This window comes from Streptomyces sp. NPDC046909, from assembly GCF_040644695.1.
In the GTDB taxonomy this organism is placed as follows: domain Bacteria; phylum Actinomycetota; class Actinomycetes; order Streptomycetales; family Streptomycetaceae; genus Streptomyces.
This window is the reverse complement of record NZ_JBEYXC010000015.1, coordinates 211,780-226,190: the sequence shown is the minus strand read 5'-3', so window position 1 is coordinate 226,190 and position 14,411 is coordinate 211,780. Positions and strand designations below refer to the sequence as shown.

The following is a 14,411-nucleotide window of genomic DNA, read 5'->3' as shown; positions in this document are numbered from 1 at the left end:
GGAGGCCTGACGGCCCGGGCTCGCCCAGGGCGGCGCCGGTGGCCGGGCGTTGTGTGATCGAGTAGAGGGCGGCTTCCGCCGGCGAGACGCACACGGTGCTGCCGGGGAACTTCTCCACCAGTGCCTGCGCGCGGGCCTTCACGTTCGTGTTTCCCTCGGCGGCGGTGGAGATGACCGCGCCGCCGTAGTCGCGTCGAAGGCGAGTCCCCGAAGGGGATTCGGTGCGGCAATCACTGAATAGCCTTCGGCGACAAGGCGTTTGGTGACGGCGTGGAAGCCGCTGCTGTCGGCCATTGACTGGAGCGGCCGGCTGCTTCGGCCGCGCCGTCCGACCGACCACCGCTTCTTCGAACCGCGACTGCGGGGCACGTCCGTCGGCCCGGCATCGACGGCTCACCTCTCTCGCGCTCGACGCAAAGCCATGGCGTGGCACTGGGCGTGAATTGAATGAGAGCGGGACGCGGTTCGCGGCAGCCTTCACGGATGATTCAGGCGACGTCAAGCGGGTTCGGCCAACCTGAGCCCTCGTTGGACGGATGACCGGGGGAAAACTGCCCCCGATTCCCCTGCCGTCCTGCTCGTCCCTGATGGTTTCTGTCGCATTTCCTGTCACCAATTGCCAGTATCCGCTTTCCCCACCACGGGATCTGGGTCACCATGGACGGCGGATGGCGGCGAGAGAGCCCGGAACTGGGATTGGGAAAAGGAATGGATTCCTCCGGTGCGACTCTGAAGCTGCAAGTCCTCGGTCCGCTACGGGTCTGGCGCGACGGTGTGGAATTGGACGCCGGGCCTCCGCAGCAGGCGTATCTGCTCGCCATTCTCCTCGCCCGTGCGGGCGAGCCGGTCAGCACGAGCGAGTTGGTGAACCTCATCTGGGCCGAGGACGTCCCCGCCTCGGCGGTCAACATTCTCCAGAAGTACGTCGGCGCGCTACGGCGGCTGCTGGAGCCGGCGCTGCCCGCGCGGGAACCAGGCTCGTACCTGCAACGCCGGGGAGGCACCTACCTGTTCGTGGCCGACTCCGAAACACTGGACATCGTCAGGTTCCGTGAACTCCTCGACGCGGCCCGGAGTGACGTCGAGGAGCAGGACCTCGCCGCGGCCCTGGACAGGTACTTGGAGGCCGTCGGGCTCTGGCGCGGCTCGGCCGACGACGGAGTCGCCCACGGTGCGACGGGGATGGCGGTCTTCGCGGGGCTGGACGACGAGTTCCGCCATGCCTGCATGGTGGCGGCCGACCTGGCGATCACGCTCGACCAGCCCGAACGTGTGCTCCCGTCCCTGCACATGGCCGCCCGGATGGCGCCGCTGCACGAGGCGGTGCAGGCGAGTCTCATCGCCGTCCTGGCTGCCGCCGGCCGGCCCGCCGACGCGCTGTCGGTGTTCCGGACCGTCCGCGCCCGGCTGGCCGAGGAACTGGGCATCGATCCCGGCCCGGCGCTGGTGGCGGCCCATCTGCGCGTGCTGGAACGGGCACCGGCCGAGCACACGTCCCCCGAGCCGCCGGCGACACGCACCGCGGCAGCGCTGAACGCCGGCCACCTGGTCGGCCGGGCCGAGGAACTGGCCGTGCTGCGGCACGCGCTGGAGTCGGCACTCGCCGGCTCGACGGGGCTCGTGATCGTCGAAGGAGAGCCCGGAGCGGGCAAGACGCGCCTGCTCGAAGAGGCCGGTGCCGAGGCCGGCCGGCGGGGCGCGCTGGTCGTCTGGGGCCATTGCCTGCCGGGGGACGGAACACCGTCCATGTGGCCCTGGGTGCAGATCGTCGGCGCGCTGCTGGACGACGTACCGGCCAGAGCGCGGGAGGGCTGGCGGGCGGGCGAACTCGGTCGTCTCGTGGCACCGCACGGTGCCGGCCCCACGACGTCGGTACTGCCGGACAGCGGCGTCCGCTTCCGCTTCTTCGAGCAGGCCGTCGCGCTCGTCCGTCAGGCGTCGGCGCGGCGGCCGGTGATGCTCGTGGTCGACGACCTCCAGTGGGCCGATGCCGCCTCACTGGACCTGCTCGGTCACCTCATGGCCCGGCTGCCGGACGGCACTGTCGTGGTCGGGGTGCTCCGCGACCGTGCGCCCGCACCGAGTTCGGAACTGGGGCGGATGCTCGCCGCGGCGAGCCGTCTCCCCCGCCACCGCAGAATCCCGCTCGGCCCGCTCGCCCCGGGCGAGGTGGCCGAGCTCGTGCGCCGCGAGACGGGCCAGGACCCGGGGCCGGGTGCCACCCGCCTCATCCACACCCGCACCGCCGGCAACCCCTTCTTCGTCCGCGAGCTGTCCCGGTTCCTTGCCGACGGCGCTGTCCTCACCGAGGCCACCGCGGCCCGGACCGCGGTGCCGGCCACGGTGCGGGATGTCGTGCGCGACCGGATGACCGCACTGGGGGACGACGCCAGAGACCTGTTGCGGCTCGCCGCGCTGATCGGCCGTACCGTCGACCTCGCGCTCCTGGCCCGCGCGGCCGGTCTCGACTACGAGACGTGTCTGAACGGCCTCGCGTCGTGCGAAGGGCTCGGTCTGCTCCGGCCTTCGCCCGGCGACCCGTACTCGTTCGGCTTTCCGCACGACTTGGTCCGCGAATCGGTGGCCGAGGACATACCGCCGCCGCGCGCGGCTCGGCTGCATCTGCGGGTCGCCGACTCCCTGGAGGACCGGGCCGCGGACACCGAGCTGGTGGCCGAGCGCCTCGCCCACCACCTGTGGTCCGCCGGACCGCTCGCGGACCCGGCCCGCACCGCGGCCGCGCTCGTGCGGGCCGGCCGTTGCGCCGCGGCCAAGCTGGCCCTGGGGGCCGCCGCGCGCCACCTTCACGCGGCCGCCCAGGTGGCACGGACGGCGGGCCTGGCGGAGCTGGAGCTGGACGCGCTCTCACTGTTCACCGCGGTGGACGGCATGCGAGCCGGATACGTGGGGTCGGCCGTCGACCTGCTGGAGCGGGCCGAACACCTCGCCCGTGAACTCGACCGGGACCGGGAGGCCGCCGCCTTCCTCTACTCCCGCTGGGCCGCGTACGCCCAAGGCATCCAACTGGACCGCGCCGGCCGACTGGCCCGCCGGCTGCTGGAGCAGGGCGAGGCGTCCGACGATCCGGTGGTGCGCGCCTACGGCTGGTACGCCTGGGGCATCCACCAGTGGGGTGTCGGCGGCATCGGCGAGGCGTTCCGCTATCTGAGCCGGGCCAATTGGACCGTGCTCGATGGCCTGGCCCACCAGGAGGAGGACCCGCTCGGGCGCGATCTGCGGCTGATAGGGGTCGGGATGCTCGCGATGATGACCGCACTGCACGGTGACACCGAGGCGGCGCTGGCCCTGCTCGACACGATGGAGACCGCCGCGGGAGACGATCCCTACGTGATCACCGTCTGGGCGGCCTACTCCGCCAGGGTCGCCGCGTTGATCGGCAACCCGGCGCGGGCACTGCGCGCGGCCGAGCGTGGGATCGCGGCGGACCCCGCGTTCTCGTTCGGCTTCCTTGGCAGCTACCAGCGGCTGGCCCGCTGCTGGGCGCGTGCCGTGACCGCCGAGGACCCGGCCGCCGCCGCCACAGAAGCGCAGGATCTGATCGCCGGGTCGCTCTCCGACCCGCCCCGCTCGGGTCTGGCCACCTGGTACGGCTTTCTCGGCGAGATGTGGCTGGCGGCCGGAAAGCTGGACGAGGCCCTCGTGGCGCTCGACCGGGCGGACGCGGCCATCGACCGGTACGGCCAGCGCTACGCCGAGAGCCTGGTGCTTCTGCTCCGGGCGCGGGTGCTGCGGGCACGTGGTGAGCCGGTCGCCGTCGTGCGGGCCGTTGCCGAACGGGCGTACGCGCTGTCCGTCGAGCGCGAGGCCCACCTGTTCGCCCGCCGCGCCGAGGAGTTGCTGGCCGGGCTGGCCGACACGTAAGGACAGCGCATCGCCACCGTGGAGGGTACGTCGCGGTGCCGGATCGCCGGTGGCTGTTGGCCGGACCGGCCGCGGTCGTGGTGGGCGCCGCACTCGACGCGCCCGCCGCACAGGCACACACCGGAGGAGGCAGTGCGCCGAAGTCGGCCGTGGTGCTCGTGCACGGGGCGTTCGCCGACGCCTCCGGCTGGAACGGGGTCGCCGCCCGGCTCATCCGCGACGGCTGTCCCGTCATCGCCCCGCCCAACCCCTTGCGTAGCGTGGCCTCCGACTCCACCTATCTGGCCGACTCTCCGCAGCCTCCACGCCCTGCGTCTGCCCGACAACGCCGAGGCTGCCGGCTGAACCGGCAGCGCAGGGCATCACCACTCTGGCTAGAAGGCGTTGTCCAACGTGAGGGCGAGCTCGGCGATCCGCCACCTGCCGTCGTACCGTCGCAGGCTGAACATGTAGACCCCGGTCGAGATCAACTGGATGCGCTCGCCGGTGTTTCGCGTCTGCAGCAGATAGGCCCGCACCTCGGCGGTGGCGGCGTCCGCCTTCGCGGCTGCGACGTTGCCGAGGTGGTGCCGCACCCTTCCGGTCTGGGCCGAGTGCCCGGCACGGATGAAGTCGAGCACCGCCGCTCGTCCGGCGACCGGGCCGAGCAGCGGCTTTCCGGGCATCGTGATGGTCCAGGTGGTGTCCTCGGTCAGGACCGTTTCCAGCTCGGGCACATTCAGCTCGTCCAGGGCGTGGGCGAAGTTCGCCACCGTCTGCTGGAGTTCGGCGATCACGAGGCCACCGTCAGCACGATCTTGCCCTGGATGTGGCCCTGCGCGGCTCGCGTGTGGGCGTTGGCCGCTCCCGACAGCGGGTAGGTGCTGTCCACCCCGACCGTGAGTGCGCCCTCGTCCAACAGGCGCCCGATCTCGGCGAGTTGGGGGCCGTTGGAACGCACCTGAATGTTCGAGACGGTGATGTCCAGGCGCGCCGTCTCCTCCGGGTCGTACTCGGCGAAGAACACCGGAAGCATCGTGCCTCCGCGCTTGAGCACGGTCAGGAAGCGTGCGCTGTCCGGGCCGCCGACGGTGTCGATCACCAGGTCGACACCGCTGACCACGTCCGCGACCTGTGTCGTGGTGTAGTCGATGAACTCATCGGCGCCGAGCTTGCGCAGGAACCCCTCGTGCCGGGTCGAGGCGACCGCAATGACGTGTGCACCCTTCCATTTCGCCAGTTGCACCGCGAAGTGGCCCACTCCCCCGGCGGCCCCGTTGACCAGCACGGTCATCCCCGGCGTGAGCGGCACCGGCTGGTGCACCTGGCCGGTGAAAGGAGACGGCACGTCGTGGCCGAGATCGACCAGGTACTGCCAGGCCGTCAGCACGGCCATCGGCGCCCCGGCCGCCTGCACATGGTCGACACCGGCCGGCTTGTGCGCCAGGTCAGAAGCGGGCGCGGCCACGTACTGGGCGTACGTCCGGCCGTCGAAGCCGGGGAACCGCAGCATCCCGAAGACCTCGTCGCCAACGGCGAACCCGCGGACGTCTGGAGCGACCGCCTCGACCACGCCCGACATGTCCGTTCCAGGGGTGAGGGGGAACTCCAGCACCGGCCTCATCTCGGGCGGCATGACCTTCATCCCCTCCCGCAGGTACCAGTCCGGCGGGTTGATGCCCGCCGCGTGCACCCGGACGAGCACCTCGCCCGGGCCGATCTCGGGAACCGGCACCTCGTCGTACCGCAGAACTTCCGGCCCGCCCGCTGCGTGGAACTGGATCGCCTTCATCGCGCCTGTCGCTTTCTCGGGGAAACGTTGCTCCCTTGAGTCAAAGCCCGAGGTGGGCGGGCCGTCCAAGACCTGATCGGCAACCCGATCATTCCGAAACGGCATGACGCGTACCCTGCAAGGGTGAACGACCTCGGGCAGGACCTGGAACTGCGGCTGGTGCGCTACTTCACCGTGGTGGCGGCGCATGAGCACTTCGGCCGGGCCGCCGCCGACCTGCACGTGGCCCAGCCGGCGCTCAGCCGTCAGATCCAACGGCTCGAGAAATACCTCGGCACACGACTCCTGGACCGCACCCCCCAGGGCACCCGGCTCACTCCGGCCGGCCAGACGTTCCTCCCCCGGGCCCAAGCCCTGCTGCAAGCCGCCCGCCAGGCCGAGCAGGCCGTACGGGAACAAGCCCAGACCGAACGCATCGCCATCGGCTACGTCGAAGACCTGGTGATCACCGCCGCCGTACGGGAACTGCGCCACCGCCACCCCGACGCCGAGATCGCCACCCGGCATCTGAACTGCCGCGACGTCGGGGCACTGTCCGACAAGCGCGTCGACGCCCTGATCGCGCGGGCCCCGCTGCCATTCGTCGCCGACGACGTGCTCACCACTCCGCTGTACGAGGAGCCCCGAATGCTCGTCGTCCCGCGCAACCATCCCTTGGCCGACCGCGCGTCGGTGACGGCGGACGAACTGGCCGGCGAAGAGGCGGCACCGTGCGCGTTCGAGACCGCGGACTGGGTTTCCTACCGGATCCTCGGGGCCGGCGTGCCGCCGATCGAGAGCTACGAGGACAAGCTCGAACTCGTCGCGAGCGGCAAGGCGATTGCCGTGCTACCGGTCGGCGACCGGCGTAGCTCACTGCGTCCCGACCTCGTCACCGTCCCGGTCGAGGGCGCTCCCCCGAGCCGGGTCGTCCTGGTCAGCCGCAAGGGCGACCCGAATCCGATGATCAGGAATCTCCGGCTGGCTGCCAAGGCCGTCCTGACCGCCCCGGCATCCTGACCGGGACCAGGTCGGGCAACGAGGCGCTGTCCGGGCGATCACGCGTCCCATCGTCGCGCGGCACCCAGGCCGTTTTGGGACGAGGTGAGCTCCGTGGGCCGTCACCGCACGGCAGTGGCCCGTGGATTGACCTCGCAGCGAGCGATCTCGTCCACGGGTCCCGCGCCGGCCACGGCCACCCGGACCTTCGCCTTGCTCTTCGCAGGCACCGACACCTGGTCGTAGGTCTCGGCCATGGTGAAGCCGTTTGCGTTCTTGTAGCTGATTTTCACGCCGAAGAGACCCTGGCGCCCGTTCGGATTCCGGACCGCGACGGTCACGTACGGGTCGTCCGTGTCCGCGCAGTGCGTGAGCACGGCGGTGCCGTCCTTCAGAGGCCGGGCAGCAGTGGCGGAGGGGGACGCCGTGGGGGTGGAAGGGGCGGTCGACCGCGAACTCTGTTTGCCGCCGCTTGCACCGGTACTCGACGCGGAGTCGGCACTGGGGGCGCCGACCGCGCTGCCAGACCTTCCTGCCGTTGACGCAGGCTGCGGAGTGGACTTCGCCTTGTCCGACTTCGTAGCGCCGCATCCGGACAAGACTATGACTGCCGCCAAAACCACACCGGCGGTCATGTGCACCCGCTTGATCACGTCACTCTTTCCAAGAACGGAGCCGCAGGATCAATTCCAGGACGGCTGCGCTGGTCAGCGCGTGCAGAGGCTACCAGCGGGCCGAGATCGGGAACGGGCCGCTGTGAGGCGACATCGTGATCACCATGTCTCGGCCCACGGCTCGACCCACAGGCAGACCATGCCGCTGGTCTCGTTGCTCGCGCTCGGCTTGGACACGCTCGCGCCCTAGCCAGCAACATGATCGGCCGGACAAGTCCTCGTCGCGAACTCCGGGAGAAGCCGCTTCCGACCATCACCACGAGGCCATGAACTGCGGGAATCCGCGGCCAAGAGCCGGCGGCCTGGCCCCAGCGGCCGGAGGGCCCGGCTCGGGTCCTGCGTGTCGGGCAGGGCCGGTGGGTGCACGGTGATCTCGATCGCGGTGATCGCGGCGGTGTCGCGGCGGGCTCGCCGCACAAGTATGAGCCCTCCCGCGCGATGGATGTGAACGCCCACGCCGGGGCCGAGTTCGGCTGCGCCCGGCTCGGCATGCTCGCACCGACCGGGGACGATCCCGTACGCCTTTAACGGCGGAGAAACAGGTGAAGGTCACGGGTGAAACGCGACCCGCACATCTTTTGTCTACGACCGTAGAAAAAAGATGCGCGGCATGCCCCCGGAGGGGAATCACCCATGGACGTCCTGACACCGCCCTCGCCCGTCCCGACAGAACTCCATCCGCTCGACCCCCTCACCACCATGGAGATCGACACCGCCCGCCGGACACTCGCCGATGCCGGTCTCCTCACGCACTCGACCCGCTTCGCCTACCTCGGCCTCGAGGAACCGGCCAAGGACGACCTGCTCGCCCACACGCCGGGGGCTCCGGTCGACCGGCGGGTGAGAGTGCTGCTGCTCGACACCGACCCGGCAGGCGGGCCGGCCCGGGACGTGATCGTCTCCCTCACTCAGGGACGGGTCGACTCCGATCGCATCCTCGACGCCGCCACCGAAGGCCAACTCCCCGTACTCGACGAGGAGTTCGCACTCGTCGAGGAGATCCTGGCCGCCGACGAACGATGGCTGGCCGCGCTCAGGAGCCGGGACCTGGACGTCTCCCAGGTACGGGTCGCGCCCCTGTCGGCCGGGGTCTACGCCGACGAGTACCCCGAGGAACGCGGCCGCCGCATCCTGCGCGGCCTGGCCTTCGTCCAGGAGCACGCCACGGATCACGCCTGGGCCCATCCGGTCGACGGACTGGTCGCCTACGTCGATGTCCTCAACCGCACCGTCGACCGCGTCCTCGACCACGGCCCGGTCCCCATCCCCACCGAGTCGGGCAACTTCGACGACCCCGCCGTCACCGGCCCCCTGCGCACCAGCCAGAAGCCCATCGAGATCACCCAGCCCGAAGGCCCCAGCTTCACCCTCGACGGCAACCTGCTCACCTGGGAGAACTGGACGCTGCGGATCGGCTTCGACGCCCGCGAGGGACTGATCCTCCATCAGCTCGCCTTCGCCGGACGGTCGGTCGTCCACCGCGCGTCGATCGCCGAGATGGTCGTCCCCTACGCGGACCCCTCCCCGGTGCGGTCCTGGCAGAACTACTTCGACACCGGCGAGTACCTCATCGGCCGGTACGCCAACGCCCTCCAGCTCGGCTGCGACTGCCTGGGCGACATCACCTACCTGGACGCGGTCATCTCCGACGAGACCGGGACCCCCAAGACCCTCACCAACGCGATCTGCCTGCACGAGGAGGACTACGGCATCCTCTGGAAGCACACCGACCTGTGGGCCGGGTCCGCCGAGACCCGGCGCCAGCGGCGCATGGTGCTCTCCTTCTTCACCACCGTCGGCAACTACGACTACGGCTTCTACTGGTACCTCTACCTCGACGGCACCATCGAGTTCGAGGCCAAGGCCACCGGCGTCGTCTTCACCTCCGCCCACCCCGGCGGCGACTACCCCTACTCCACCGAGATCGCCCCGGGCCTCGGGGCGCCGTACCACCAGCACCTGTTCAGCGCCCGCCTCGACATGGCCGTCGACGGCACCGCCAACCGCGTCGAGGAGGTCGAGACGGCCCGGGTGCCGATCGGCCCGGACAACCCGCGCGGCAACGCCTTCGCCCTGCGCCGTACCCCGCTCACCCGGGAGAGCGAGGCGCAACGCATGGCCGACGCGGGCGTCGACCGGGTCTGGCACATCTCCAACCCCGCCTCCCTCAACCGCCTCGGCCAGCCGGTGGCGTACGCGCTCCTCCCTGAAGGCAAGCCCGCCCTGCTCGCCGACCCGGACTCGTCCGTCGCCGCCCGTGCCGCCTTCGCGACCAAGCACCTGTGGGTGACCCGCTACGACCCGGCCGAGCGCTACCCGGCAGGCGACTTCGTCAACCAGCACCCCGGCGGGGCCGGGCTGCCCGCGTACGCCGCCGCCGACCGTGACCTCGACGGGGACGGCAACGGCCAGGACATCGTCGTATGGCACACCTTCGGCCTCACCCACGCCCCCCGGCCGGAGGACTGGCCGATCATGCCGGTCGACTACACCGGCTTCAAGCTCAAGCCCGTCGGCTTCTTCGACCGCAACCCCACGCTCGACGTTCCCCCCACTCCGACCGCCCACGCCTGCTGCGCACCGGAGGACCACCATGGCTGACCTGACCGCACAACCCGATACGGGCTCTGCGGAGGCCGCTCCCGCTCCCGGCCTGCGCGGCTCGATCGGCGTGACCGGCATCGTCTTCCTCGTCGTCGCGGCAGCCGCTCCGCTCACCGCCATCGGCGGCGCCCTGCCCGTCATGTTCGCCATCGGCAACGGCCCCGGCGTCCCCGCCGCCTACCTGCTCGTCGCCGCCGTCCTCCTGCTGTTCAGCGTCGGCTACGCGGCGATGAGCCGCCACGTCGTCGACGCCGGTGCCTTCTACTCGTACGTCACCGCGGGCCTCGGCAGGGTCACCGGCACCGGCGCCGCGGGGCTCGCCCTGCTGACGTACAGCGCCATCCAGGCGGGCATCTACGGCCTGGCCGGGGTCACCGCGGGCGGACTGGTCACCAAGTACGGCGGCCCGGACCTGCCGTGGTGGACGTGGAGCGGGCTCCTCCTGACGCTCGTCGCGGTGCTGGGCTACCGCAACATCGAGGTCGGCACCAAGGTGCTGTCCCTGCTGATCGTGCTGGAGGTCGGCATCGTCGCGGTCGTCGCCGTCGCGGTGCTGGTCCAGGGCGGCGCCGACGGCATCGACCTCGACTCCTTCACCCCGCACTCCTTCTCGTCCGGCTCCCCCGGGATCGGGGTGATGTTCGCGGTCGCCTCCTTCGTCGGCTTCGAGGCCACCGCCATCTACGGCGAGGAGGCCCGCGACCCCAAGCGCAGCGTCGCGAAGGCCACCTACTGCGCCGTGGTCCTCATCGGTGTCTTCTACGCCCTCGCGAGCTGGGCGATGGTGCTGGCCGTCGGCACCGGCAAGGTGCAGAGCGCTGCCGCCGCGGACACCTCGGGGCTGGTCTTCGCCGTCGCCGGTCAGTACGTGGGCGGCGCGGCCTCCGACCTCATGGAAATCCTGCTCCTCACCAGCCTGTTCGCCGCGCTGCTCGCCTTCCACAGCGCGATCGCCCGCTACCTGTTCTCCCTCGGCCGCCAGGGCAGCGCGCCCGCCGCGCTCGCCCGCAGCCACGGCCGGCACGGCTCCCCGCACATCGGTTCGCTGGCCCAGACGGTCTCGGCCGCCGTCGTCGTGGCCGTGTTCGCCCTCGCCGGGGCCGATCCGGTGCTCCAGCTGTTCACCTGGATGAGCGGACTGGCCACGCTCGGCGTGCTGGTGCTGATGATCCTGGTCAGCGTCGCGGTCGTGGTCTTCTTCGGACGGGGCGACGCCGACTCCCGCCTCTGGCACACCCGGATCGCCCCCGTGCTGGGCGGACTGGGACTGTGCGCGGTGGTGTGGCTCGTGCTGGACAACTTCACGACGCTCATCGGGGGTTCCGCGGCGCTGGCCGGTCTCTTCGAGGGTGTCGTGGTCCTGTTCTTCGCCATCGGCGCCCTGATCGCCGTACGACGACGCAGTGACGGTCCTTCCGCCTGAGACCCGGCGGCGGGGTCCGGCTCCGGGCCCCGCTGCTCCCGACCCGCGACCAGTAGGAGGCATGTGTGCAGGGCGCGTTGGCCCTCGCCGGTGCGGCGGGGGCGGTTCTCTGTCTCGCCGGGCATCTGCCCGGGCCCGTCCGCCACTGGGCACCCCACGCGATCGTGCTCGCTGTCATGGCGCTGATGGTGCCCCGGCACCCCGACCCCGACGTCCTCCTCACCGGGGCCGCCGCCATCGCCCTGGCCTGTCTGTGGACCGCCTTCACGGGCTGCCCCGCACGCCGCCTTGCCGCCGTCGCGGACCTCGCGGTCATGGTCGTGCTCACCGCGGCCACCGCCCGGACCAGCCACGCGAGTGGTATGCACATGACCCACGGGTCCACCGCTTGGGAGCCGTGGGTCTTCCTCTTCCTGACCGGTTGCTGGGCCGTAGCTCGGGCTGCCGCCCACCTCCACGCACGTCTCGGGCTCATCAGGCCGGCAGCCCGTACTCCGCGGCACCGACTGCCGTACCGGAGCCTGATGCTGCGCGAATCCGGAGGCCTTGTCATGGTGGTCAGCATGGCCGCGATGCTCGCCTGAACCCTCACTGCCCCTCCCCTGGCCAGGCACGACGTGAGCTAGGGTCGGGCCTGGCCGGCGGGACGGTTCCAGGAGGGAAGGGCACATGCCGAAGATCGTCGATCACGACGCGCGGCGCCGTGAGATCGTCGAGGCGGTGTGGGCCCTGATCGCGCGCCGTGGACTGGACGCCGTCACCATGCGGGAACTCGCGGCCGAGGCCGGATACGCCAACGGCGCCCTGTCGGGGTACTTCCGGAACAAGGACGAGATCCTCCAGGCAGCCTTCCAACACGCCTTCGACGCCACCAACGTCCGGGCGAGCCACGCCATCGGGGAACAGCGAGGACTCACCGCGCTGCGCCTGCTCTGCCGGGAGATCATGCCGCTGGACGAACTACGGCTCCTGGAAGCCCGCGTCGTGATCGCCTTCTGGGACCGTGCCCTGCACGACGACCGCATGGCCGCCGTCCACGAGACCGTCATGATCACCTGGCGGGCCCAGATGCACGGCTATCTCCAACAGGCCCGGGAGGACGGCGACGTCACCACCGCAACGCCGGACGAGGCCGTCATCGACGGCCTCCTCGCCGCCCTCATGGGCTTGCAGATCAACGCCCTTTTCGTCCCTTCCACCACGCCGCGGCGCCAGGAAGCGGTTCTCGACGAACTCCTGGGCGCGCTGGCCCCCTGACGTCTCACCGCCGCCCGAGTTCCCTGCGGCATGACCGGCCTCCCGCGGACCTGTCTGGAGCGCGCGTCCGTTACATGACCGACGGCGGCCGGTCCGCCGTTGACGAGGCACCGCGCACAACTCCGGCCGCCTGTCGCCTTCTCCGTAGAGCCCGGTTCGAACCGCCCGGCTTGCGCGGCCACGGCCGTTCACCTCACCGACCCGGGATTCCCACGGACCGTCCGACCTCGACGAGATGGACAATATTGACGCAGGAGTTGAATGGTAAACGTCAGAGACCAAGCAAGTGGGTCACGGGACACGCGCGCGGCGCGCAGGCCGTACGCCGAGATCGCCGCAGCGCCGGGCGTGCCGCTGACGGTACGTCAGATACCGGTCGTCGCCGGTCCGTTGCCGCCGTCCGCCGCCGCACATCCCGTGTCCTGGAGCTGCTGCACACCGACAGTCCCGACGCCGACAACAACAACCCCACACCAGCAACAGAACAGAAGGTCATCGACATGGCATCACTTGCCGCTGTAGACAGGGAAGGCGCTGTGGTCGCCGTAGTCCACATCGTGCAGGGCCCTCAGGGCGTCCATGTCGGCGTCGGAGATCTCGAAGCCGACCTCGGCGTTGGAGCGCATGTGGTCGGGGTTGGCGGTCTTGGGCAGTGACACCGTGCCCAGTTGCAGGGTGTAGCGGATGCACAACTGCGGGACGGACACGCCGTACCGCTCCGCCATCGCCTTGACCTCGGCATTCTCCAGGATCGCGCCGTGGGCGATCGGCGAGTACGCCTCTACGAGGATCTGCTTGCCCGCGCAGTAGTCCAGGAGCTCGGAGGGGGTGTTGCCCGCGTGGACGAGCAGTTGGTTCACGTGCGGTACGACCGTCGCGCCCTGGAGGAGGTTGTCCAGGTCCTGCTGCTGGAAGTTGGAGACGCCGATGGAGCGGATCTTGCCCGCCCGGTGGGCCTCCTCCAGGGCGCGCCATGCCTCCCGGTTGCCCTCGGCGTAGTCGCCGCCGCGGAAGTCGTCCCACGGCTGCGGGCTGTGGATGAGCATCAGGTCGATGTACTCCAGGCCCAGCTTCCGGAGCGACTCGTCGATCGAGGCGACCGCCTCGTCGTAGTCCTTGATCTCGGCAGCGAGTTTCGTCGACACGAACAGCTGATCGCGGGGGACCGCGGCGGTGCGCACGCCCTCGCCGACGCCGCGCTCGTTGCCGTACGCCTGGGCGGTGTCGATGTTGCGGTAGCCGGTCTCCACGGCCGCACGGACCGCGTCGGCCGCCTTGTCGTCGTCGATGAACCAGGTGCCGAGCCCGAGCTTGGGAATCTCGACGCCGTTGGACAGCGTGTAGGTCTCGTTCAGGACGGTCATGCGTGCGTTCCGTTCTTCGGCAGCTTGCCGTACACCTCGTCGGTGACCGGCTCGAGCCATTCGTTGCTGACGTTCTCGCCCGGCGTGATGAAGGCGAGATGGGAGAACCACGAGTCGGCCTTCGCGCCGTGCCAGTGCTTCGTGCCCGCCGGGACGCGGATCACCGTTCCCGGCTCCATGCTGACGGGGTCCTCGCCCTCGGCCTGGTACCAGCCGCTGCCCGCCGTGCACAGCAGGATCTGGTCACCCCCGCCGTCCGTGCCGTGGTGGATGTGCCAGTTGTTGCGGCAGCTCGGCTCGAAGGAGACGTTCATGACGGGAACGCTGCCCGAGGCGAGCGGCGCCAGGTAGCTCTGGCCGATGAAGTACTGCGCGAAGGCGTCGTTCTTCTCGCCGAGCGGGAAGATCTGGTCGAATCCGTTGCCGGCCATCTTGTTCCTTTGCCTTGGTTCACTACG

At 70.5% G+C, this 14,411-nt stretch carries 11 protein-coding genes; 6 read left to right on the top strand and 5 right to left on the bottom strand.

The window, feature by feature from the left end:
- Positions 1-708 precede the first annotated feature (708 nt).
- Positions 709-3,882 carry an AAA family ATPase gene (locus tag ABZ928_RS39255; protein WP_361529729.1) on the top strand — a complete coding sequence of 1,058 codons (3,174 nt, stop codon included), beginning with the start codon at positions 709-711 and terminating at the stop codon, positions 3,880-3,882.
- 374 nt (positions 3,883-4,256) lie between these two features.
- Here the strand turns inward: ABZ928_RS39255 and ABZ928_RS39250 are convergent, their stop codons facing one another.
- Both ABZ928_RS39250 and ABZ928_RS39245 read right to left on the bottom strand, forming a co-directional pair.
- Positions 4,257-4,658, bottom strand: a complete 402-nt coding sequence (locus ABZ928_RS39250; protein ID WP_361529726.1) for a nuclear transport factor 2 family protein — start codon at positions 4,656-4,658, stop codon at positions 4,257-4,259.
- A complete protein-coding gene (locus tag ABZ928_RS39245) occupies positions 4,655-5,653 on the bottom strand; it encodes an NADP-dependent oxidoreductase (protein WP_361529723.1) in 999 nt (332 codons plus the stop codon). The genes ABZ928_RS39250 and ABZ928_RS39245 overlap by 4 nt, the downstream gene beginning before the upstream one ends.
- Positions 5,654-5,776: 123 nt before the next feature.
- Here ABZ928_RS39245 and ABZ928_RS39240 point away from each other — a divergent pair, with 123 nt between their 5' ends.
- Complete coding sequence (locus ABZ928_RS39240) at positions 5,777-6,652, top strand: LysR family transcriptional regulator (protein ID WP_361529720.1); 876 nt, start codon at positions 5,777-5,779, stop codon at positions 6,650-6,652.
- A 101-nt stretch (positions 6,653-6,753) separates the two neighbouring features.
- On the opposite strand, the gene ABZ928_RS39235 is transcribed toward ABZ928_RS39240, so the two are convergent.
- Complete coding sequence (locus ABZ928_RS39235; RefSeq protein WP_361529717.1) at positions 6,754-7,008, bottom strand: hypothetical protein; 255 nt, start codon at positions 7,006-7,008, stop codon at positions 6,754-6,756.
- A 930-nt stretch (positions 7,009-7,938) separates the two neighbouring features.
- Between ABZ928_RS39235 and ABZ928_RS39230 the strand changes: the two genes are divergently transcribed.
- From ABZ928_RS39230 to ABZ928_RS39215, 4 genes are all read left to right on the top strand, one after another.
- Positions 7,939-9,906, top strand: a complete 1,968-nt coding sequence (locus ABZ928_RS39230) for a primary-amine oxidase (RefSeq protein ID WP_361529714.1) — start codon at positions 7,939-7,941, stop codon at positions 9,904-9,906.
- Entirely contained in the window at positions 9,899-11,332 is a 1,434-nt protein-coding gene (locus tag ABZ928_RS39225) for an APC family permease (RefSeq protein ID WP_361529711.1), read from the top strand. The genes ABZ928_RS39230 and ABZ928_RS39225 overlap by 8 nt, the downstream gene beginning before the upstream one ends.
- A 65-nt stretch (positions 11,333-11,397) precedes the next feature.
- Positions 11,398-11,916, top strand: coding sequence for a hypothetical protein (locus ABZ928_RS39220; RefSeq protein ID WP_361529708.1), 519 nt, complete (start codon positions 11,398-11,400; stop codon positions 11,914-11,916).
- Between the two features lie 85 nt (positions 11,917-12,001).
- Positions 12,002-12,589, top strand: a complete 588-nt coding sequence (locus tag ABZ928_RS39215; RefSeq protein ID WP_361529705.1) for a TetR/AcrR family transcriptional regulator — start codon at positions 12,002-12,004, stop codon at positions 12,587-12,589.
- Between the two features lie 506 nt (positions 12,590-13,095).
- Here the strand turns inward: ABZ928_RS39215 and ABZ928_RS39210 are convergent.
- Positions 13,096-13,953, bottom strand: a complete 858-nt coding sequence (locus tag ABZ928_RS39210; RefSeq protein WP_361529702.1) for an aldo/keto reductase — start codon at positions 13,951-13,953, stop codon at positions 13,096-13,098.
- On the bottom strand, positions 13,950-14,384 hold the full coding sequence (locus tag ABZ928_RS39205) for a cupin domain-containing protein (RefSeq protein ID WP_361529699.1): 435 nt from the start codon (positions 14,382-14,384) through the stop codon (positions 13,950-13,952). Before ABZ928_RS39205 ends, ABZ928_RS39210 begins: the two co-directional genes overlap by 4 nt.
- Positions 14,385-14,411 lie beyond the last annotated feature (27 nt).